This window comes from Micromonospora sp. NPDC005806 (assembly GCF_042871425.1).
GTDB lineage: Bacteria > Actinomycetota > Actinomycetes > Mycobacteriales > Micromonosporaceae > Micromonospora.
Window position 1 is genome coordinate 20,394 of the sequence record NZ_JBIAIL010000039.1, and the last position, 20,405, is coordinate 40,798.

The 20,405-nt window shown below is 74.3% G+C and carries 20 protein-coding genes; 15 read left to right on the plus strand and 5 right to left on the minus strand.

Annotated elements, in window-relative coordinates; translation table 11 throughout:
- The first annotated feature begins 27 nt into the window (after positions 1–27).
- From ACFYOS_RS29495 to ACFYOS_RS29520, 6 genes are all read left to right on the plus strand, one after another.
- A complete protein-coding gene (locus tag ACFYOS_RS29495; RefSeq protein ID WP_387148528.1) occupies positions 28–969 on the plus strand; it encodes an ABC transporter ATP-binding protein in 942 nt (313 codons plus the stop codon).
- Positions 966–2,150 carry an ABC transporter permease gene (locus ACFYOS_RS29500; protein ID WP_387148530.1) on the plus strand — a complete coding sequence of 395 codons (1,185 nt, stop codon included), beginning with the start codon at positions 966–968 and terminating at the stop codon, positions 2,148–2,150. The genes ACFYOS_RS29495 and ACFYOS_RS29500 overlap by 4 nt, the downstream gene beginning before the upstream one ends.
- A 247-nt stretch (positions 2,151–2,397) precedes the next feature.
- On the plus strand, positions 2,398–2,607 hold the full coding sequence (locus ACFYOS_RS29505) for a helix-turn-helix domain-containing protein (protein ID WP_013288759.1): 210 nt from the start codon (positions 2,398–2,400) through the stop codon (positions 2,605–2,607).
- A gap of 219 nt (positions 2,608–2,826) precedes the next feature.
- The gene (locus ACFYOS_RS29510; RefSeq protein ID WP_007465623.1) at positions 2,827–2,928 is read left to right on the plus strand and encodes a 30S ribosomal protein bS22; all 102 of its coding nucleotides are present in this window, start codon (positions 2,827–2,829) and stop codon (positions 2,926–2,928) included.
- A 120-nt stretch (positions 2,929–3,048) separates the two neighbouring features.
- Positions 3,049–4,122, plus strand: a complete 1,074-nt coding sequence (locus ACFYOS_RS29515) for an NAD-dependent epimerase/dehydratase family protein (protein WP_387148532.1) — start codon at positions 3,049–3,051, stop codon at positions 4,120–4,122.
- Positions 4,123–4,532: 410 nt separating this feature from the next.
- Entirely contained in the window at positions 4,533–5,390 is an 858-nt protein-coding gene (locus tag ACFYOS_RS29520; RefSeq protein WP_387148599.1) for a lysophospholipid acyltransferase family protein, read from the plus strand.
- 14 nt (positions 5,391–5,404) lie between these two features.
- Here the strand turns inward: ACFYOS_RS29520 and ACFYOS_RS29525 are convergent, their stop codons facing one another.
- The 3 genes from ACFYOS_RS29525 to ACFYOS_RS29535 form a co-directional block, all read right to left on the minus strand.
- The gene (locus tag ACFYOS_RS29525) at positions 5,405–6,283 is read right to left on the minus strand and encodes an HAD family hydrolase (RefSeq protein WP_387148534.1); all 879 of its coding nucleotides are present in this window, start codon (positions 6,281–6,283) and stop codon (positions 5,405–5,407) included.
- A gap of 111 nt (positions 6,284–6,394) precedes the next feature.
- Entirely contained in the window at positions 6,395–7,267 is an 873-nt protein-coding gene (locus ACFYOS_RS29530) for a DUF5667 domain-containing protein (protein WP_387148536.1), read from the minus strand.
- Positions 7,268–7,557: 290 nt separating this feature from the next.
- Positions 7,558–8,538 carry an ECF subfamily RNA polymerase sigma factor, BldN family gene (locus tag ACFYOS_RS29535; RefSeq protein WP_387148538.1) on the minus strand — a complete coding sequence of 327 codons (981 nt, stop codon included), beginning with the start codon at positions 8,536–8,538 and terminating at the stop codon, positions 7,558–7,560.
- A gap of 578 nt (positions 8,539–9,116) precedes the next feature.
- Here ACFYOS_RS29535 and ACFYOS_RS29540 point away from each other — a divergent pair.
- Genes ACFYOS_RS29540 through ACFYOS_RS29550 form a run of 3 tightly spaced genes read left to right on the plus strand, consistent with a single transcriptional unit; the run spans position 9,117 to position 11,663 of the window.
- Positions 9,117–10,748: an AMP-binding protein gene (locus tag ACFYOS_RS29540; RefSeq protein WP_387148540.1), complete on the plus strand. Its 1,632-nt coding sequence runs from the start codon at positions 9,117–9,119 to the stop codon at positions 10,746–10,748.
- A complete protein-coding gene (locus tag ACFYOS_RS29545; RefSeq protein WP_387148542.1) occupies positions 10,738–10,992 on the plus strand; it encodes a glutaredoxin family protein in 255 nt (84 codons plus the stop codon). Before ACFYOS_RS29540 ends, ACFYOS_RS29545 begins: the two co-directional genes overlap by 11 nt.
- A gap of 20 nt (positions 10,993–11,012) precedes the next feature.
- On the plus strand, positions 11,013–11,663 hold the full coding sequence (locus ACFYOS_RS29550; protein WP_387148544.1) for an HAD family hydrolase: 651 nt from the start codon (positions 11,013–11,015) through the stop codon (positions 11,661–11,663).
- A 25-nt stretch (positions 11,664–11,688) separates the two neighbouring features.
- Here ACFYOS_RS29550 and ACFYOS_RS29555 read toward each other — a convergent pair whose 3' ends face one another.
- Complete coding sequence (locus tag ACFYOS_RS29555; protein WP_387148601.1) at positions 11,689–12,348, minus strand: response regulator transcription factor; 660 nt, start codon at positions 12,346–12,348, stop codon at positions 11,689–11,691.
- Between the two features lie 32 nt (positions 12,349–12,380).
- A complete protein-coding gene (locus ACFYOS_RS29560) occupies positions 12,381–13,685 on the minus strand; it encodes a sensor histidine kinase (RefSeq protein WP_387148546.1) in 1,305 nt (434 codons plus the stop codon).
- Positions 13,686–14,075: 390 nt separating this feature from the next.
- Here ACFYOS_RS29560 and ACFYOS_RS29565 point away from each other — a divergent pair, with 390 nt between their 5' ends.
- The 6 genes from ACFYOS_RS29565 (at position 14,076) to ACFYOS_RS29590 (ending at position 20,394) form a co-directional block, all read left to right on the plus strand.
- Positions 14,076–14,846, plus strand: coding sequence for a redox-sensing transcriptional repressor Rex (locus tag ACFYOS_RS29565; RefSeq protein WP_387148548.1), 771 nt, complete (start codon positions 14,076–14,078; stop codon positions 14,844–14,846).
- Positions 14,843–16,216 (plus strand): glutamyl-tRNA reductase, encoded by a 1,374-nt coding sequence (locus ACFYOS_RS29570; RefSeq protein ID WP_387148550.1) that lies wholly within the window; start codon positions 14,843–14,845, stop codon positions 16,214–16,216. Before ACFYOS_RS29565 ends, ACFYOS_RS29570 begins: the two co-directional genes overlap by 4 nt.
- Positions 16,213–17,181: a hydroxymethylbilane synthase gene (gene hemC, locus ACFYOS_RS29575; protein WP_387148552.1), complete on the plus strand. Its 969-nt coding sequence runs from the start codon at positions 16,213–16,215 to the stop codon at positions 17,179–17,181. The genes ACFYOS_RS29570 and hemC overlap by 4 nt, the downstream gene beginning before the upstream one ends.
- Complete coding sequence (locus tag ACFYOS_RS29580) at positions 17,178–18,758, plus strand: uroporphyrinogen-III synthase (protein ID WP_387148554.1); 1,581 nt, start codon at positions 17,178–17,180, stop codon at positions 18,756–18,758. The genes hemC and ACFYOS_RS29580 overlap by 4 nt, the downstream gene beginning before the upstream one ends.
- Positions 18,759–18,776: 18 nt before the next feature.
- Entirely contained in the window at positions 18,777–19,760 is a 984-nt protein-coding gene (gene hemB / locus ACFYOS_RS29585) for a porphobilinogen synthase (RefSeq protein ID WP_387148556.1), read from the plus strand.
- 319 nt (positions 19,761–20,079) lie between these two features.
- Positions 20,080–20,394, plus strand: a complete 315-nt coding sequence (locus ACFYOS_RS29590) for a multiprotein-bridging factor 1 family protein (protein ID WP_387148557.1) — start codon at positions 20,080–20,082, stop codon at positions 20,392–20,394.
- Positions 20,395–20,405: the final 11 nt, after the last annotated feature.

Genomic DNA, 20,405 nt, shown 5'->3' on the forward strand with positions numbered 1-20,405 from the left:
ACCGGATGCCGGACGGCGGGCGCGCCGGTGACCGGCCCGCTCCCCGTCGGGGTGCCGGCGATCGAGGCGGTCGACGTCTCCCGGACGTACGAGCTGGACGGGGTGTCGGTGCCGGCCCTGCGCGGGGTGTCGCTCACCATCGACCCCGGCGAGTACGTGGCGGTGATCGGCCCATCCGGCTCGGGCAAGTCCACGTTGATGCACCTGCTCGGCGGGCTGGACCGGCCGACCGGCGGTCGGCTGGCGATCGGTGGCCGGGACGTGGCCACCCTCTCCGCGCCCGAGCTGGCGACGCTGCGCAACCGGACCATCGGCTTCGTCTTCCAGGCGTTCCACCTGCTGCCCCGGACGTCCGCCGTGGACAACGTGGCGCTGCCCCTGGTCTACCGGGGGGTCGGGGCACGGCAGCGGCGGGAACGCGCGGCGGCGATGCTCGGTCGGGTCGGGCTCGGGCACCGGCTGGACCACCGCCCCAACCAGCTCTCCGGTGGCGAGCAGCAGCGGGTGGCGATCGCCCGCGCGCTGGTCACCGACCCGGCGGTGCTGCTCGCCGACGAGCCCACCGGCAACCTGGACACCGCCACCGGCGAGGCGGTGCTGGAACTGCTGGAACGGTTGAACGCCGAGTCCGGGGTGGCGCTGGTGATGGTGACCCACGACCAGGAGGTGGCTGCCCGGTCGCGGCGGCGGATCGCCGTACGCGACGGTCTGATCCGGTCCGACACGCTTCATGATCGACCGCTGTCCGGCGCCGCCGGTCGACCTGAGACACTGGACGCCGCTCCCAGCGCGGAGCCCCGGTCCGTGTCCGGACACGGTCCGGGGCACCCGTCCGGTGGCTTCGGTGGCGCCACCGGAGCCACCGGACGCCTTCCGCGTACGGCTGGAGCGGGCGGGACCGGCGACGGGCCGGACCGCGCCGACGGGCCGCGGCCCGACGCGGAGGCCGCGTCCGGAGGTGCCGGATGAGGGTCGCCGAGGCCTGGCGGGTGGCGCTGGGCGCGCTGCGGGCCAACCGGATGCGCAGCGCGCTGACCATGCTCGGGGTGATCATCGGGGTCGCCTCGGTGGTGGTGCTGGTCGCCATCGGCACCGGCACCAAGCAGACGGTCGAGCAGCAGGTGGAGGGACTCGGCTCGAACCTGCTCCTGGTGGTCCCCGGCAAGATCGACGTGGGCACCGCGCCGGTGGTCTCGCCGCTCGACCTGAAGGACGTGGACGCCGTCTCCCGGGTCGTCGGCGACCCGGGGCGGGTGGCCGTCACCGTCACCTCCGGCGCCACCGCCCGGGCCGGCAACCGCTCCGACTTCACCACCGTCCAGGGGGTGCTGGAGACCACCCCGCGGGTCTTCACCCGCTCGCTCGCCCGGGGCCGCTACCTCACCGGGGCCGACGTGGACACCAGCCGCCGGGTGGCGGTGCTCGGGGCGTCCGTGGCGCGGACGCTCTTCCCGGACCGGGACCCGCTCGGCCAGCAGGTCGCCCTGGCCGGGGTGCGGTTCCGGGTGATCGGCGTCTTCGCCCCGCTCGGGCAGAGCCTGGGCGTGGACCGGGACGACGAGGTGCACATCCCGGTGACCGCGGCGCAGCGGCTCTGGGGCACCCAGCGGATCGACGGCATCGCGGTCAAGGCTCCCGACCGGGAGCGGATCGACCAGCTCGGCGACCGGATCGTCGCCGAACTGTCGCGCCGGCACCCGGACACCGAGTTCAGCGCGGTCACCCAGCAGCAGATCCTCGGCGTGCTCGGGGACATCCTCGTCGTGCTGACCGGGGTGCTGGCCGCCATCGCCGGCATCTCGTTGCTGGTCGGCGGGGTCGGCGTCTCCAACATCATGCTGGTCTCGGTGCGCGAACGGACCCGGGAGATCGGCCTGCGCAAGGCGGTGGGGGCGCGACCCCGGGACATCGGGGTGCAGTTCCTGCTGGAGGCGGTGCTGCTCACCTCGCTCGGCGGGTTGACCGGGATGGCGCTCGGCGTGGGCACCGCGCTGCTGGTCGACGCGGTCTCGCCGATCCCGGCGGCGATCACCTGGTGGTCGCTGGCGCTCGCGTTCGGGGTCTCGGCGGCGGTGGGCATCGTCTTCGGCGTGGTGCCGGCCCAGCGCGCCGGCCGGCTCGACCCGGTGGTGGCGCTGCGGGCCGAGTGACACCGGGACACCAGTGGGGCCATCCCGGCCGCAGGACGGCCTCCCGGAACGGGACGGGACGCGCTTCTGGGAAGAAAACGCCAGGTCAACGGTGCGGAAACGGCTGATTGTCCATGATCATCCGTGGGAAGGGATCGCGCCGGTCACAGCCGTCCCGCTACCGTACTGGTAACACGCGCGTTGCCCGTCGTGGCCGGATCAACCAGCCCGGTGGCACGCGCCGGGCATGGGAATGGGTCGGTGAGCCATGGCCGGGTCGCAGTCCGACGCTCGACTGTCGGATGTCAGGTTCCTGACCGTCGCCGAGGTGGCGACGGTCATGCGGGTGTCCAAGATGACGGTCTACCGCCTCGTGCACAGCGGTGAGCTGACCGCGGTGCGGGTCGGCCGGTCGTTCCGGGTGCCTGAGCACGCCGTGCACGAATACCTCCGGGGCGCCTTCCAGGAAAGCGCCTGACGCACCGGCGGCCAGGCCGACGAGTGCGACGAAAGGGGCATCGACGGGGGCGCGTTGGTCCTGCTGACGCACTCCGGCTACCCTGGACCCCGACCGTGACCGCACCCTGGTGTGCCCTGCCCACCATGCTGGTCCGGTCCGTTGTCCGCAAGCGGTCACGACGCCACCCGCGGTGGTGTCTCCCGGTCCGCCCCGCACGTTGCATCGAAAGGCTGTCGTATGGGCTCGGTGGTCAAGAAGCGCCGCAAGCGCATGGCTAAGAAGAAGCACCGCAAGCTGCTGCGCAAGACCCGCGTCCAGCGTCGCCGTCTCGGCAAGTGACCGGGGCCGGGCCCTGGCCCGGCACTCGGCACCACTTGCCAACTGTCGACCCTCGGAGGCTCAGGTGATCAGGCCGTGCACGTCCCGGCTCGATCCCGCCTGCCAGGCAAGGCGCACGACATGACCCCCGGTGGCACCTCAGGTGCTCCGGGGGTCGTCGTCGTGACCGGGGTCGGCCGCTACCTGGGTGCGCATGTCGCCGCCCGCCTCGCCGCCGACCCCCGCATCGAACGCGTCATCGGGGTCGACCCGGCCACCCCCAATCCCGAGTTCACCGACCTGCTGCGCGGGGTCGAGCGGGTCCACCTCGACGTCGACTCGCTCGGCGGCCTGCTGGTCGACCTCGACGTCGACGCCGTGATGCACCTGGCCCTGGTCACCGCCCCCGACCCGCAGCACGGCGGCCGGGCGGCGATGAAGGAACAGAACGTCATCGGCACCATGCAACTGCTCGCCGCGTGCCAGCGGGCGCCCCGGCTGCGCAGGCTCGTGGTGCGCTCCTCGACCGCCGCGTACGGGGTGTCCTTCCGCGACCCGGCCGTCTTCACCGAGGAGACCGAACCACGCGAGGTGCCGCGCGGGGGTTTCGGCCGCGACATCCTCGACATCGAGGGGTACGTCCGCGGGTTCCGCCGCCGGCGCCCTGACGTCACCGCGACCGTGCTGCGCTTCGCGCCGTTCATCGGCTCCGCCGCGGACACCACGCTCACCCGCTACTTCGCCCAGCCGGTGGTGCCCACCGTCTTCGGCCGCGACCCGCGCCTGCAGTTCGTCCACATCGACGACGCCCTGGAGGTGCTGCACCGTTCGGTCGCCGAGGAGCACCCGGGGACGTACAACGTCGCCGGTCCGGGGGTGCTCTCGCTGTCCCAGGCGATCCGGCGGGCCGGCCGGGTGGGCGTACCGGTGCTCGAACCGGGCCTGTCCGGGGCCGCCGCGATCGCCCGCAGCCTCGGCTTCGGCCGCTACGGGTTGGACCAGGTCGACCTCTTCGTGCACGGTCGGGTGGTGGACACCACCAGACTGGAGCGGGAGTACGGCTTCACGCCCCGCTCGACGGCCGACGCCTTCGACGACTTCATCCGCGCCCACCACGGTGGGGTCGTGGTGACCCGGTCCCAGCTCGCCGCGGCCGAGCAACTGCTGCTGGAGAGCATCCGGCAGGTCCGGGCCGCGGTCCGGGAGCGCTCGTGAGCGGGGCCGAGGAGCGGGGCGAGGCCCGCTACGACGTACCGATGCCCACACCCGCACCGGACGCGGAGCCGGCGCGGCGCAACGGACACCGGCGGGCCACGGCGACCGCCGCCGGGCCGTTGGCGACCGGCGCCCCGACCGCCGACGAGCCGGACACCTCCGCCGACGAGCCGGCGCGGACCCCGACGGACGACCCGGGCGGCGCCGGCCCGAAGAAGCCGGTCGCGAAGCAGGCCGTCGCGAAGAAGGCCGTCGCGAAGAAGGCCGTCGCGAAGAAGGCCGTCGCGAAGAAGGCCGTGGCCGGTAAGGCCGCCGCTGGCGCGACGGACGCGGTGACGACGAGCGGCCCGAAGGACCGCGGGGCGGACGAGCGGCCGGGAACCCGCGCCGGGGCGCCGCCCGGGCCGGCGGTGGCGGACCGGCCGGGGGACCACTGGGACCGCAAGGTCGCCAAGGGGCTCGCCTTTCTGCGGCGGCGGCTCTCCGGCGACTACGAGGTGGACGAGTTCGGCTTCGACCCGGACCTGACCGACGCCGTCTTCCACCCGCTGGTTCGGCTGCTCTACCGGGACTGGTTCCGCACCGAGGTCTTCGGCGTGGAGCACATCCCCGACGCCGGCCCCGGCCTGGTCGTCGGCAACCACTCCGGCACCGTGGCGCTGGACGCCCTGGTGCTGGCCGCCGCGCTGCACGACCGGCACCCCGGCCGCCGCTACCTGCGGCTGCTCGGCGCGGACCTGGTCTTCCGGATGCCGGTGGTCTCCGAGATCGCCCGCAAGACCGGGGGCACGGTGGCCTGCAACCCGGACGCGGAGCGACTGCTCGGCCATGGCGAGTTGGTCGGTGTCTTCCCGGAGGGCTTCAAAGGCGTCGGCAAGCTCTACTCCGACCGCTACAAGCTTCAGCGCTTCGGGCGGGGCGGCTTCGTCTCGGCGGCCCTGCGTACCGGCACGCCGATCGTGCCGGTGGCGATCGTCGGTGGCGAGGAGATCTACCCGATGCTGGCCGACATCAAGCCGCTCGCCCGGCTGCTCAAGCTGCCGTACTTCCCGGTGACGCCGACCTTCCCCTGGTTGGGGCCGCTGGGCATGGTGCCGCTGCCGAGCAAGTGGCTGATCGAGTTCTGCCCGCCGATCCCCACCGCGCACCTGCGCGACTCCGCGGACGATCCGCTGGTCGTGTTCAACCTCGCCGACCAGGTGCGGGAGACCATCCAGCAGACCCTGCACAAGCTGCTCGAACGCCGCCCCGACCCGTTCGGCCCCTGACCGGCGGGCGTGCGTCAGTCGGCGCGGTGGCGGCGGCGGTGAAGGGCCAGGCCGGCGGTGACGGCGCCGGCGAGCAGCCCGGCGGCGGCCGTCGACGGTACGGCGATCCTGACGGCCCGGCGGCCGGTGCGGAAGTCGCGGACGTCCCAGCCCCGCTCGCGGGCCTGCCGGAGCAGCGCCGGATCCGGGTTGATCGCCACCGGGTGACCCACAGTGGACAGCATCGGCAGGTCGTTGGCGGAATCGCTGTAGGCGGCGCAACGGCCCAGCTCCAGCCCCTCGACCGCGGCGAGCTGAGTGATCGCCTCGGCCTTGGCCGGCCCGTGCATCAGGTCGCCGACCAGCCGGCCGGTGTACGCCCCGCCGACCACCTCGGCGACCGTGCCGATCGCCCCGGTCAGCCCGAGCCGGGCCGCGATCACCCGGCCGATCTCCACCGGGGCCGCGCTGACCAGCCAGACCCGCTGGCCCTCGGCCAGGTGCCGCTCCGCCAGCTTGCGGGTGCCGGCCCAGATCCGCGGGGCCATCAGCTCGTCGAAGATCTCATCCGCGAGCCGTTCCACATCGTCCACCCGCCAGCCCTGGATGAAGGCGAGCGCCGCCTCCTTGGCCTGCGACATGTCTCCGGCGTGCTCGGTGGCGAGCAGTCGGAACTTCGCCTGCTGCCAGGCGAACCGGGCCAGGTCACCGGTGGTGAAGTACTTGCGGGCGGCCAGCCCGCGGGCGAACCAGTAGATCGACGCGCCCTGCATCATCGTGTTGTCCACATCGAAGAAGGCGGCGGCGGTGCGGTCGGGGGTGGGGGTGACCGGGGGTGCCTCCGCGGTCTCCGACCAGCCGGCGGTGTGTCCGTGGACGTCGGTGCTGACCGTCACCTTCCGGGTCCGGGTCACCGCGATCTCCCTCCCCCTCGCCGACCGGGTACGCCTCCGCATCGAGCCTATCCGGCGGTGCGTGACGGACGGATGTCCGCCGGGAGAAGTGTGGCGGCTCTCGCCGCGCGGTCAGCGGTCGCCGGGGCAGGAGACCGGGGCGGGACCGAGGGCGTCACTGGCCACCGGGGCCGGCAGCCTGCAGGCGATCGCCGCGCGCAGCCCGTCGGCCCGCTTGCCGACGGCGTCGAGCAGGGCCAGCGACCGGCGGGTCCGGTCCCGCTCGACGTGGTCCGCCCGGTCGAGCAGCCCGCTGACCGCCTGCCGCTGGCCGGTGAGGAACCCGTTGATCGCGTCCAGGCCGGCCGGGTCGGAGCGCTGAGCCGCCACGGTGGTCAGCAGGCGTACGCCCTGCCGGGTGTCGGCGTCCATGTCGTCCAGGACCGCGCTGAAGCCGAGTCGGTCGCCACGGACGCTGGCCGCCTCGTCGAGCCGGGTCCGGGCGAAGTCGAGGAAGAGCTGGCCCCGGCTGATGTCCGAGCTGGTCAGGGCGAGTTGGGCGCGCTCGGTGGAACGCTTCATGCCGTAGAGGGCGTCACCGGGCACCGCGTTCTCGCTGGCGGCGGAGATGCCGGAGAGGGCCACTGCCCCGGCGGCCACGCCGACCAGAATCGCGCCCCGGGCCCGGACCCGCCGGCCGGTCACCGCCGGCAGCAGGGACTGGCGCCGTCCGCCGGACGTCGTGGCGACCGCGGTCTTCGCCGCGGTGCCGGCGCCCTCCCGCTCGGCGGCGGCGACCAGCATGGCGCGCAGGCCGGTGCGGAACTCCGCGTCGACCTTGACGGTCGGCGGGTCGGCGGTGAGCCGCTGACTCACCGCGACGAGGGCGGCGAGATCATCGTCGGCCCGGGAACGGGCGTGGTGCCGCCGCCGGTCGCCGTTGGCCTCCTCGAGGAGCTGCGCGAAGCGTTCGGCACGCCGACGGGAGAAGAGGTCGCTGTCCACCGCAGGCACCCCCTCTCGCTGGTCGCGGCCGGTTGGCCGTCATGTCACCGGCGACCGGTGGCTGCCTGACCCCGACGGCCGGCCGAGTCGGCCGACCATGCCCGCCGGACCGGGTGGCCCCGGGGACGTCGGGACAACCACTGGCCGCACTCGGTGAAACGGACCGCGTCGGGTGCTGGTTACGGGGCGGGCGGGGATGAAATCACCAAGCGTGATCGTCGTCACGAGGCACCGGGAGGCACGCGTACCCCCGCCGGGCAGGTCGCCGGGAGGGTGGGGAAGGGTAGGGATCAGGGCTGGAAGCCGTCGGGCAGGAGCCGGGCCAGGGCCCGGACCGCCCGGTACTGCAACGCCTTGATCGCGCCCTCGTTCTTGCCCATCGCCCGGGCCGTCTCGGCCACCGAGAAGCCCTGGAGGAAACGGAGCACGATGCATTCCTGCTGCTCCGGGTTGAGCTGCTTGACCGCGGTGAGCAGCGCGACGTTGGTGATGTGCTCGACCACGGCCGCTTCCGGGCTGCCCTCCGGCCCCCGGTCCTCCCGGTCGGCGTCGAGCACGTCGCCGGTGGTGACCTCCAGCCGGTAGCGGCCGGACTTGAAGTGGTCGGCGACCAGGTTGCGGGCGATGGTGACCAGCCAGGCGCCGAGGTCCCGACCCTGCCAGGTGAAGCTGCCGATCCGCTTGAGCGCCCGGAGGAACGTGTCGGAGGTGAGGTCCTCGGCGAGCTGCCGGTTGCCGACCCGGAAGTAGACGAAGCGGAAGACCGTGTCGACGTACCGGTCGTAGATCAGGCCGAACGCTTCGGCCTCGCCGGCCTGCGCCCGCTCGACCAGCGCCCAGACCTCGGTCGCCGGGTCGGACGGGTCGGGACGGCTCGGGTAACCGGTGGCCGGGGCCTCGGCGGGCACCGCCGGCAGGACGGCCGTGTCGGCGGCCCGGATCGCGGGCAGCACGGCGGTCTCGGCGGCCGACGGCTCGGCGTTGGCCGGGGTCTCACCGCGGCGAGCCTGCGCCGGCATGGTCGGTCGGGAGGGCGCGCCGAGCCGGCCGGCGGCGGGCTTCGCGTTGCTCCCGGGTACCGCCGGGCGCGGCGGCGCCTCGTTGTGGTGCGAGCGGTTGCGGCCCCGCCGCGTCCCCTCACCCCGTACCGCGAGGCTCCACATCCCCTCGGCGGAGGCGCGTGGCGCCGCCTCGAGCCGCTCGTTGACCGGGGTCCGCTGGGTCGGGCCGGTCACTCCGGCGGGGCGTTCCGCGTAGCCGAAGGTGGTCACCGCGCCTCCCCGGTCCAGGCGGGGCGCGGCCGCACCGGCTGTCGCGGCGTGGCGGCGGGACCAGGCGCGCCGCGGCCGGGCAGGGCCGTTCCGGGACGTGCCGACGGGCGGCAGATCCCCTTGAGGTGCTGGTCCAATGCGCTCACAGGCACGGGGGCCTCCTCGGGCTGAGGGGTGTCGACTCACGGCAAACGGGGTGAGCCGACCGCCTGATGATAGGGCCAACGTCACCCGCGCGTGGCAAGTCCGTTACACAGAGCGGAAGTATTTCCCGTGCCGTCGCACGGATGGCGGACCCGTTGTCCGTCGTGTGCGATTGACTTTCGCGCCGGAAACTGGTCCGGAGTGGAAAGTCCTGGTCGGAGCTAATTTGGTACCCCCGCTCGGCGTGTCGCGGCGGCCGTCCCGCGGCACGGTTCCCGGCTGCCCGGGGTTCGCGTGCGGCGGCTTGCCGGCGGCCGGCTCCCGCCCACCGGACTCCCGGGCGGACCGCCGCGCGGTCCCGTCGAGGGGACGCCCGGACCGGCGAAGCCGTCAAGCGTGGCCCGGCGGACGCGGCTGTGCCAGACTCAGCCACCGTGCAGGACGCAGCCGACAGCTCCGCGCCGAACCTCGCCGACCGACTCCGCCGGGCGGCCGACATCCACGGTGACCGCCCCGCGCTGCACTGGCGCGACCGGACGCTGACCTGGTCCGAACTGGACGCCTCGGTCACCGCGACCGCCCGCGCGCTGGTCGTCGCGGCGCCACCGTCGCCCGGCGACGCCCACCCGCCCCGGGTCGCGATCGCCTTCGGCAACACCCCGGACTTCGTGGTCACGTACCTCGCTGTGCTGCGTGCCGGCCTGGTGGCGGTGCCGATCAACCCGGGCTTCACCGCCCGGGAGCTGCGGCATGTGCTCGCCGACTCGGGAGCCGCCGTGCTGGTCTGCGCCGAGGAGGTCCGGGACCTGGTCCCCACGGACGAGCTGCCGGCGCTGACCGCCGCGCACACCGAGCCGCCGGTGATCGACGGTGACGGCCCGGCCGGTTTCCCGGCGCGGGGTGGGGACGACCTCGCCGTCCTGCTCTACACCTCCGGCACCGAGGGCCGGCCCAAGGGGGCGATGCTGTCGCACCGCGCCCTGGCCGCCAACCACGAGCAGGTCGGCCGGATCACCCCGCCGGTGGTCGGCCCCGACGACACCGTGCTGCTCGCGCTGCCGCTCTTCCACGCGTACGGGTTGAACTCCGGGCTGGGCGCCGTCGTGCACCACGGCGCGACCGGGGTGCTGGTCGACGAGCTGGGCCCGACCGGGGCGCTCGACGAGATCGCCCGGTACCGGGTCAGCGTGCTGGTCGGCGTACCGTCGATGTTCCTGACCTGGGCCGACGCGGACGATGCCGGCGCGGCGGCGCTGGCCTCGGTGCGCGTCGCGGTGTGCGGCGCGGCGCCGCTGCCGCCGCCGGTCGCGGCCCGCTTCACCGAGGTCACCGGGCACCCGGTGCACGTCGGGTACGGGCTGACCGAGACCGCGCCGGTGCTCACCTCCACCCTGGTCGACGGGGAGCCCAAGCCCGGATCCGTCGGCCGCCCGCTCCCCGGGGTCGAGCTGCGCCTGGTCGGGGCGGACGGCACGGAGCTGTGGCGGGACGGCGTGCCGGCGGCCGAGGAGGACGCCGACGAGCTGGACCTCTCCGACGACGCGTCGGGTACCGACCCGGGGCAGATCGTGGTGCGCGGCGACAACCTGTTCGCCGGCTACTGGCCGGACGGGCGGGGCGGTCCGGACGCGGACGGCTGGTGGGCCACCGGCGACGTGGCGTACGCGGACGAGGACGGGGACCTGTACCTGGTCGACCGGCTGGGCGAGTTGATCCTGGTGAACGGCTTCAACGTCTACCCGCACGAGGTGGAGTTGGTGCTCCAGGCGCATCCCGGGGTGGCCGAGTCGGCCGTCCTGGGGGTGCCGCACCAGCGAACCGGCGAGACTGTCCGGGCGTACGTGGTGCGGGCGGCCGGCTCGACGGTGACGGGGGAGGAGCTGCTCGGCCACTGCGCGCGTAACCTGGCCCGGTTCAAGTGCCCGACCGCCGTCGAGTTCGTCGACAGCCTGCCCTACTCGGCGATCGGCAAGGTACGCAAGACCGAGCTCCGCCCGGCGGCGCCTCCGGTGCCGGTCCCGGCGCCGCCGACCGAGATCCGCACGGAGGTACCCGATGTCCACTGATCCCCGGCTCACCCTGATCACCCGGCCCGGCTGCCACCTCTGCGATGACGCGAGGGCGGCGCTCGGCCGGGTGGTGGCGGTCACCGGCGACAGCTGGACGGAGTGGGACGTGACCGACGACATCGAGCTGGAGCGCGAGTACGGTGACCGGCTGCCGGTGGTGCTGCTCGACGGCAAGGAGCACGGCTACTGGCGGGTCGAGGAGGAGCGCCTGCTGCGGGACCTGACCACCCCGCAGCTCTGACCGGCCCCTATGGTGCAGCGATGACCTCTGTGCGCCGCCACCTGGTGTGGGACTGGAACGGGACCCTCCTCGACGACCTCGACCTGGTGGTCCGGGCCACCAACGTGGCCTTCGCCAGCGCCGGCGGTCCGGAGGTCAGCGCCGACGAGCACCGGGTGCGGTTCCGCCGGCCGATCGCCGACTACTACGCCGAGATGCTGGGCCGGGTCGTCGACGACGAGGCGTTCGGCGCGCTGGACCGGATCTTCCACGACGCGTACCGGGCCGGGCTGACCAGCTGCGCGCTGGCCGCCGACGCGACCGCCGCGATCGCCGCCTGGCCGGGCAGCCAGTCGCTGCTGTCGATGTGGTTCCACGACGAGCTGGTCCCGACGGTCCACACGTACGGGCTGACCCCGCACTTCAGCCGGGTGGACGGGCTGCGGGCCGCGGTGGGTGGCGGGCACAAGGCCGAGTGGCTGGAGAAGCACCTCGCCGAGCTGGGCCTGGACGGCCGCGAGGCGGTGCTGATCGGTGACTCGCTCGACGACGCCGACGCCGCCGGATCGGCCGGGGCCGCCTGCGTCCTCTACACCGGCGGCCTCTCCGACCCTGCCCGCCTCCGCACCTCCGGCCACCCGGTCGCCGACACCCTCAGCCAGGCCGTCTCGATCGCCCGCGCTCTCCCCTGACCCGTCCCGGCCTCAGCACGGGGGGTCAGGCGCGGAGGTGGGCGAGGACGGCCAGGACGCGGCGGTGGTGGGTGGTGGCGTCGGCGGGGAGGTCGAGCTTGGTGAAGATGTTGCGGACGTGCTTCTCGACCGCGCCGTCGCTGACCACGAGCGCCCTCGCGATGGCGGTGTTCGAGCGGCCCTCGGCCATCAGGGCGAGCACCTCCCGCTCGCGCGGGGTCAGCGCCGCCAGCGGGTCGTCGCGCCGGCGCCGGACCAGCAGCTGGCCGATCACCTCCGGGTCGAGCACCGTGCCGCCGGCCGCCACCCGGTTCAGCGCGTCCAGGAACTCGTCGATCGCCGCCACCCGGTCCTTGAGCAGGTAGCCGATCCCGCCACCGCCGGCCCCGCCGGCGGTGGCGAGCAGGTCGTCCGCGTACGAGACCTCGACGTACTGGGAGAGCACCAGGACCGGCGTACGTGGCACGCGTCGGCGGGCCTCCACCGCGGCCCGCAGCCCCTCGTCGGTGTGCGAGGGCGGCATCCGCACGTCGACCACCGACACGTCCGGGCGGTGCGTCACCACCGCCTCGACCAGGGCGTCCCCGTCCCCGACGGCCGCCACCACCTCGTGCCCCGACTCGGTCAGCAGCCGGACCAGCCCCTCCCGGAGCAGTACGGCGTCATCCGCGATCACCACCCGCATGGTTCCGGTGTCTACCACGTCCCCGTCGGGGTTCACCGGGGCAGCTCGGCGTGGACGACGGTCGGACCGCCGGCCGGGCTGGTCACCTCCAGCGCGCCCCCGGTGGCCCGGACCCGGTCGGCGATGCCGCTCAGGCCGTGCCCCTTGGCCAGGTGGGCCCCGCCCACCCCGTCGTCCCGGACACTGATCTCCAGCCGGCCGACCCGGCGGGTCACGGCCACCCGGCAGGTACCGGCTCGGCTGTGCTTGGCGACGTTGGTCAGCGCCTCGGCCACCACGAAGTACGCGGTGCTCTCCAGCGCCGGGTCCAGCCGGCCGGCGGGCGTGCCCAGGTCGTCGTCGACCACCAGCTCGGTGGGGACCAGGGCGCGGGCGGCGAGGGCGGCCAGGGCGCTGGGCAGGCCCCGGTCGACCAGGATCGGCGGCGCGATGCCCCGGGACAGGGCGCGCAGCTCGTCGAGGGTCTCCCGGGTCTGGGCGACCGCCTCGTCCAGGGTGCGCCGGGCCGCCTCCGGGTCGGCGGCGAGCTGCTGGCGGGCCCGGCTGAGGTCCATGGCGAGGCGGACCAGGCGCTGCTGCGGGCCGTCGTGGATGTCCCGCTCCAGCCGGCGCAGGGCGGACGCCTCGGCGGACGCGGCGGCCCGCTTCTGCTCCTCCAGGGTGCTGATCCGGTTGCGCATCTCGGCCACCCCGGTGAGCAGGGAGCGGGCCAGGCCGGCCTGGAGCCGCGCGCAGGCCCGGGCCACCAGCGGCAGGGTGAGCAGGCAGAACAGGCCGATCGAGGTGTTCAGGGCGACCCGCGCCCCGGCCCCGTCGCCCATCCCGAGGAGCTGGCTCAGGTCCTGGTCGTCCGGCCCGCGCGGGATGGCCCAGTCGTACGCGGCGTAGAGGGTGCCGGCGACCGCGATCGCCCACCAGACCAGCACCACGATGAACGTGGGCAGCGTCACCAGCAGTTTGACGAAGGCGTGCAGCAGGTCGAGCCACGACTGTGGGTCGCGCATCGGCGTGAGGATCCGGCGCCAGTAGCCCGCCCTCGGCTCGGGGGCCAGGTAGACGGGGCGGACCCGGGGCTGGCGGAGCACCGCGGGCAGCCGCAGCCGTTCGAGGTCGGCCAGCGCGCGGGCCGCGTACAGGGTGCCGGCGAGGACGGGCAGGCCGAACGTGGTGACCAGCAGCCCGGCGGTGAGGGAGATCCCCGCCACCGCCAGCACGAATCCGATCAGTGCCAGCGGCAGGCCGAACAGCACGTAGCCGGAGTCGCGCAGGAGCTGCCGGCCGAGGCCCGGGGCGGGGGTGGTGGGGGCGGGCGCGGTGGCCAGCGGTACGGCGGTCATATCCCGAGGCTATGGTCCGCCGTGCGCCGGACCCATCCCGTGCACCGGCCTCTCCGGGGTGGGGTTGTCCCCACCTCGGACGTGACACGCGCCTCGCCACGCCGGTGACACAGCGCGACCGGGCGCGTGCGATTGGTCAGAGAAGTCGGGATTGAGCAATAATCGGCAGGCGGCGCCGAGGGAGCGCGGTCTATCGATCTTGTCGGGATGGAGGTGCAGGTGGAGGCGCGTCGCGAGTCAGCAAGATCGCGATTTGTGCACCCCTTCACAAGCGCCTACTCTGTAGTTTCGACGCGCCCTGCTAGCACAGCCGGCAATATCGGTCGCCAGCGGGAGTCCCGAGACGACCGGCCACCGTCGCTGGTCGAGGATCGCACCGCACGGAGTCTCATGAGTCAGCACCGTCACCCAGGCGCGCCCGGCCGCGCCGGTGCCGTACCGGCGCTCCCGGACCTGCCCGAGGCCACCGTGGCGCGGCTCCCGGAATACCTCCGTGCCCTGCACGCGCTCGCCGAGGCCGGCCACGAGACGGTCTCCAGCGAGGGGCTGGCCAACGCCGCCGGGGTGAACTCCGCGAAGCTCCGCAAGGACCTCTCCCACCTCGGCTCGTACGGCACCCGGGGCGTCGGCTACGACATCGCGCTGCTGATCGACCAGATCGAGTTCGTGCTCGGGCTCACCCAGCGGCGGGCCGTCGCGCTGGTCGGCGTGGGTAATCTCGGTCACGCCCTGGCCGGTTACGACGGCTTCGCCAGCCGCGGGTTCCGGATCGCCGCGCTCCTCGACGCGGACCCGTCCCGGGTCGGCGAGGAGATCAACGGCCTGGTCGTCCGGCACATCGACGAGCTGCCGCAGGTCGCCGTCGAGGAGTCGATCTCGATCGGCGTGATCGCCACCCCGGCCCGGGCCGCCCAGGCGGTGGCCGATCAACTCGTCGCCGTCGGCGTGACGAGCATCCTCAACTTCGCGCCGTGCGTACTCTCAGTTCCGGAGGGGGTCGACGTGCGCAAGGTCGACCTCGCGATCGAGCTGCAGATCCTGTCCTTCCACGAGCACCGCAAGGCGTCGCTGACCGCGCTCCCCGTCTCCGGCGGGTCCGCCCTCACCGCCCTGCCCGGCGGGCTCGCGACCACCGACAACCAGGAGGCGATCGGCACGTGAAACTGCTCGTCGTCGGCGCGTCCTACCGCACCGCCCCGGTCGCGACGCTGGAGCGGCTGGCGGTCCCGCCCGCGGACCTCACCCGCACCCTGGACCGCCTGATCGCCCAGCCGTACGTCGCCGAGGCCGTACTCGTCTCCACCTGCAACCGGGTGGAGGTGTACGCGGCCGTCTCCGGTTTCCACGGCGGCCTCGGGGACATCTGCGCCGTCCTGGCCGAGCAGGCCGGCAGCCCGCCGGCGGCGCTCGCCAACCACCTCTACGTGCACTACGACGCCGCCGCCGTCGACCACGTCTTCCGGGTCGCCGCCGGGCTCGACTCGATGGTGGTCGGCGAGGCGCAGATCCTCGGCCAGCTGCGGGACGCATACCACTCCGCCGCCGGCGCCGACTCCGCCGGGCGGCTGCTGCACGAGCTGATGCAGCAGGCGCTGCGGGTCGGCAAGCGGGCGCACGCCGAGACCAACATCGACCGGGCCGGGCAGAGCGTGGTCACCGCCGCCCTCGACCTGGCCGCCGAGCTGCTCGACGGCGACCTGGCCGGCCGGCCCGCCATGGTGGTCGGCGCGGGCGCGATGGGCTCGCTGGGCGTGGCCACCCTCTCCCGGCTGGGCGCCGGGCCGCTCACGGTCACCAACCGGGGCGCCGACCGGGCCGTCCGGCTGGCCGAGTCGTACGGCGCGAACGCCGTGCCGATGACCGAGCTGGTCGACGCCCTCTCGACAGTGGACACCGTCGTGGCGGCCACCGCGGCCACCGAGCCGGTCCTCACCCTCGACGTGGTGACCCGGGCGTCGGCCCGGCGGGGCGCCGACCGCGGCCCGCTGGTCCTGCTCGACCTGGCCGTCCCGCGCGACGTCGAGGAGGGTGTCGCCGCGCTGCCCGGCGTCGAGGTGATCGACATCGACCGGATGGCGGCGATCCTCGCCGACGGTCCCGCCGCCGCCGACGCCGCCGAGGTGGGCCGGATCGTGGCCGCCGAGGTCGAGGCGTTCCTCAGCTGGCTGCGTGGCGCCGATGTGGCGCCCACCGTGGCCGCGCTGCGCGGGCGCGCCGACGACGTGGTCACCGCCGAGCTGCGCCGGCTCGCCCAGCGCCGCCCCGACTTCAGCGACGACCAGCGCGCGGAGGTCGCCCGCACCGTGCACCGGGTGGTGCAGCGGCTGCTGCACCAGCCGACCGTACGGGTCCGCCAGCTCGCCGCCGAGCCGGGCGGCGACCAGTACGCCGCCCTGCTGCGTGAGTTGTTCGACCTGGAGGTGCCGCAGACCTCCCCGGTCGACACCGTCCCCGACGTGGTGGCGTCCGACATCGACGGTCGTCCGTCGTTCGACGCCGCGGACGTCCCGTCCACCGGAGGTGCGCGATGACCGCCCCCCTGCGCCTCGGCACTCGGGGCAGCGCCCTGGCGATGGCCCAGTCCGGCCACGTCGCCGCGGCCCTCACCGAGGCCACCGGCCGCGCGGTCGAGCTGGTCGAGGTGGTGACCGCCGGCGATCGCTCCACCGCCCCGGTGCACCGGCTCGGCGTCGGCGTCTTCGTCTCCGCGCTCCGGGACGCGCTGACCGCCCGCACCATCGACTTCGCCGTCCACTCGTACAAGGACCTGCCCACGGCGGCGGCCCCCGGGCTGCACATCGCCGCGGTGCCGCCCCGGCAGGACCCGCGGGACGCGCTGGTCGCCCGGGACGGCCGGACGCTCGCCGAGCTGCCGCCCGGCGCGCGGGTCGGCACCGGCGCGCTGCGCCGCATCGCCCAGCTGCACGCGCTCGGGATGCAGCTGGAGGTCACCCCGGTCCGGGGCAACGTGGACACCCGCCTCGGCCGGGTGCTCGGCCCGGACGCCGACCTCGACGCCGTCGTCCTGGCCCGGGCCGGGCTCGCCCGGCTCGGCCGGACCGACGTGATCACCGAGACGCTCGACCCGATGCTGATGCTGCCGGCGCCCGCCCAGGGCGCGCTCGCGGTGGAGTGCCGGGTCGACGACCAGGACCTGGTCGAGCTGCTCGCGATGCTCGACCACGCACCGTCCCGCGCCGCGGTCACCGCGGAGCGGGCACTGCTGGCCACCCTGGAGGCCGGGTGCAGCGCGCCCGTCGCCGCCTACGGCGAACTCGCCGAGGGTGACGCCGGCGAGGAGATCTACCTGCGCGGGGCGGTGATCAGCCCGGACGGTACCCGTGACCTCCGGCTGTCCCGCACCGGAACGCCCGCCGACGCGGCGGAGATCGGCAAGGCACTCGCCGCCGAACTCCTCGAACTCGGCGCCGACTCGATCCTCGGCCAAGAAGGACACGCCGGCCCGGGGACCCAGCAATTTGGGAGCACAGAATGACCCGCACCCGTAAGCCCGTAGGCCGGATCGCGTTCGTCGGGGCCGGACCCGGCGACCCGGGCCTGCTGACCCGCCGGGCGCTGGACGCCCTGGTCGACGCCGACCAGGTGGTGTACGACCGGGGAGTCCCCGAGTCGCTGCTCGAGCACGTCCGCGCCCAGGCCAAGTCCGACGCCGAGTTCAGCCCCGCCGAGGGCGTACCGGGGGACGTGGCGAAGGTGCTGATCTCCGCGGCCCGCTCCGGGCAGAACGCGGTGCACCTGGTCGCCGGGGACCCGTTCGGCCACGACTCGGTGGTCAAGGAGGTGCAGGCGGTCGCGCGTACCGCCGCGCACTTCGAGGTGGTCCCGGGCATCGGCCAGGCCGAGGGGGTGGCCACCTACGCGGGCGTGCCGCTGCCGGGAGTGCGGACCGCCGCCGACGTCGAGGACGTCACCACGCTGGACTTCGACGCGCTGGCCGCGGCCGTCAACCGGGGCTCGCTGGCCCTGGCCGTGGACGCCGGCGACCTGGCCGCCGTCCGGGACGGCCTGCTGGCCGCCGGGGTGGACGGCGCCACCGGCGTCGGCGTGACCGGCGACGGCACCGGCGAGACGCAGTACACCACCACGTCGAGCGTGGACTCCTTCGTCGCGGCGGCGCTCGGCTTCACCGGGCGGGTCGTGCTCACCATCGGTGCCGGCGTCGGCCAGCGGGACAAGCTGAGCTGGTGGGAGAATCGCCCGCTGTACGGCTGGAAGGTGCTCGTCCCGCGGACCAAGGAGCAGGCCGGCGTGATGAGCGCCCGACTGCGCGCGTACGGGGCCATCCCGTGCGAGGTGCCGACCATCGCGGTCGAGCCGCCGCGCACCCCCGCCCAGATGGAGCGGGCGGTCAAGGGCCTGGTCGACGGCCGGTACGCCTGGGTGATCTTCACCTCGGTGAACGCGGTCCGGGCGGTCTGGGAGAAGTTCGCCGAGCACGGCCTGGACGCCCGCCACTTCGGCGGCGTCAAGATCGCCTGCATCGGCGAGGCGACCGCGGACGCGGTGCGGGCCTTCGGCATCCAGCCGGAGCTGATCCCCTCGGGCGAGCAGTCCTCCGAGGGCCTGCTGGCCGAGTTCTCGCCGCACGACGAGATCCTCGACCCGGTCGGCCGGGTGCTGCTGCCGCGCGCCGACATCGCCACCGAGACCCTCGCCGCCGGGCTCACCGAGCGCGGCTGGGAGGTCGACGACGTGACCGCGTACCGGACCGTCCGGGCGGCGCCGCCGCCGGCCGAGATCCGCGACGCGATCAAGTCGGGCGGGTTCGACGCGGTGCTCTTCACCTCGTCCTCCACCGTCCGGAATCTGGTCGGCATCGCCGGGAAGCCGCACGCGCGTACCGTGGTTGCTGTCATCGGGCCCAAGACTGCCGAGACGGCGACGGAGTTCGGCCTGCGGGTCGACGTGCAGCCTCAGCACGCCTCGGTGCCCGACCTGGTGGAGGCGCTCGCCGCCTACGCCGTCGAGTTGCGCGAGAAGCTCGCCGCGATGCCGGCCAAGCAGCGCCGGGGCTCGAAGGTGCAGGGGCCGACCGCGCTGAGGTTCCGGTAGTCGTCACAGGAGGTCCTCATGCCGTACCCCGAGATCCGGCCCCGCCGGCTGCGCCGTAACGCGGCCGTCCGGAGGCTGGTGTCCGAGACCCGCGTCGACCCGGCCGAGCTGGTCGTGCCGATGTTCGTCAAGGAGGGGCTGACCGAGCCGCGGGCCATCGCGTCGCTCCCGGGGGTGCTCCAGCACTCCCGGGACTCGCTCCGCAAGGCCGCCGTCGAGGCGGTCCAGGCGGGCGTCGGCGGGATCATGCTGTTCGGCGTGCCCGCCACGCGGGACGCCACCGGCTCGGGCGGCCTCGACCCGGACGGGATCCTCAACGTCGCCATCCGGGACGTCGTCGCCGAGGTGGGGGACGCCACGGTGGTGATGAGCGACCTCTGCCTGGACGAGTTCACCTCGCACGGGCACTGCGGCCTGCTCACCCCCGACGGCTCGGTGGACAACGACGCCACCCTGGAGGCGTACGCCCGGATGGCGGTCGCCCAGGCCGACGCCGGGGTCCACATGGTCGGGCCGTCCGGGATGATGGACGGCCAGGTCGGCGTGATCCGTCGGGCGCTGGACGCCGCCGGGCACCAGGACGTGTCGGTGCTCGCGTACGCCGTCAAGTACGCCTCCGCCTTCTACGGCCCGTTCCGGGACGCCGTCGAGTCGGCGCTCGACGGCGACCGGCGCACCTACCAGCAGGACCCGGCGAACCTGCGCGAGTCGCTGCGCGAGGTGGAGCTGGACGTCGCCGAGGGCGCCGACCTGGTGATGGTCAAGCCGGCCCTGCCGTACCTCGACGTGGTGTCGGCGGTCCGGGCCGCGGTGGACGTCCCGGTCGCCGCCTACCAGGTCTCCGGCGAATACGCGATGGTCGAGGCGGCCGCCGCGAACGGCTGGATCGACCGCGAGCGGGTGATGCTGGAGACGCTCACCTCGATCCGCCGGGCCGGCGCGCAGATCATCCTCACCTACTGGGCGGTTCAGGCCGCCCAGCTGCTACGCGAGCGCTACTGAGCGGGCACGGTCAGCGCCCGGGCCAGCTCGGCGACGGTGTAGACCCGGCGAGGCTGCTCCGGTAGCTTCCCGCCGCCCGTGCCGCCCGGACCAGTCTGGTTCAGCCCCCTTTGCTCTGCTGCAGCCCACGCAACACCGAAGCGCTCGCGGTGTTGCGTCCGCTGCAGCAGAGCAAAGGCGGGCGCGGAACAGGTTGCGGTTGCCCGGACTGGACGGTCAGGCCGCGCCGACGGCCGGTGGGTGTGCGACGGAACGCACTGTCCACAGCTCTGTCCACAGGGGTTGCCGGTGACGTGCGGTCGCGGGCAGGGTCCGGGGCATGGCATCCGCGCTCGATCCGCCGCCGGCCGATCCGACCATCGGTCCCTTCCCGATCGCCGGGCTGGTTCGGCGGGCCCGGCGGATCGCCGGGCTCGGCCAGCGGCAGATGGCCCGCTTCGCCAAGGTGGCCCCGTCGACCGTGGGCCGGGTCGAGACCGGTGAGCTGACACCCAGCCTCCGAGTTCTCGAGCGGCTCCTCGGCGCGGCCGGCCGCTACCTCGCCGTGGTCGACCAGGACGGCCGGGTGACCCAGCCGATGGCGAAGTACCGGAACGCGCCGCGTCCGCCTGACCCGCGGCGGTGGGACTACTGAAACGGCCCGCC

Excerpts from the sequence above, each read along its gene's own strand:
- ACFYOS_RS29580 (WP_387148554.1), top strand. The coding sequence starts at position 17,178 with ATGACCCGCACCCGTAAGCCCGTAGGCCGGATCGCGTTCGTCGGGGCC.
- ACFYOS_RS29510 (WP_007465623.1), top strand. The coding sequence starts at position 2,827 with ATGGGCTCGGTGGTCAAGAAGCGCCGCAAGCGCATGGCTAAGAAGAAG.
- hemC (WP_387148552.1), top strand. The coding sequence starts at position 16,213 with ATGACCGCCCCCCTGCGCCTCGGCACTCGGGGCAGCGCCCTGGCGATG.
- ACFYOS_RS29560 (WP_387148546.1), bottom strand. The coding sequence starts at position 13,685 with ATGACCGCCGTACCGCTGGCCACCGCGCCCGCCCCCACCACCCCCGCC.
- ACFYOS_RS29555 (WP_387148601.1), bottom strand. The coding sequence starts at position 12,348 with ATGCGGGTGGTGATCGCGGATGACGCCGTACTGCTCCGGGAGGGGCTG.
- ACFYOS_RS29545 (WP_387148542.1), top strand. The coding sequence starts at position 10,738 with ATGTCCACTGATCCCCGGCTCACCCTGATCACCCGGCCCGGCTGCCAC.
- ACFYOS_RS29550 (WP_387148544.1), top strand. The coding sequence starts at position 11,013 with ATGACCTCTGTGCGCCGCCACCTGGTGTGGGACTGGAACGGGACCCTC.
- ACFYOS_RS29505 (WP_013288759.1), top strand. The coding sequence starts at position 2,398 with ATGGCCGGGTCGCAGTCCGACGCTCGACTGTCGGATGTCAGGTTCCTG.
- ACFYOS_RS29500 (WP_387148530.1), top strand. The coding sequence starts at position 966 with ATGAGGGTCGCCGAGGCCTGGCGGGTGGCGCTGGGCGCGCTGCGGGCC.
- hemB (WP_387148556.1), top strand. The coding sequence starts at position 18,777 with ATGCCGTACCCCGAGATCCGGCCCCGCCGGCTGCGCCGTAACGCGGCC.
- ACFYOS_RS29515 (WP_387148532.1), top strand. The coding sequence starts at position 3,049 with ATGACCCCCGGTGGCACCTCAGGTGCTCCGGGGGTCGTCGTCGTGACC.
- ACFYOS_RS29565 (WP_387148548.1), top strand. The coding sequence starts at position 14,076 with ATGAGTCAGCACCGTCACCCAGGCGCGCCCGGCCGCGCCGGTGCCGTA.
- ACFYOS_RS29590 (WP_387148557.1), top strand. The coding sequence starts at position 20,080 with ATGGCATCCGCGCTCGATCCGCCGCCGGCCGATCCGACCATCGGTCCC.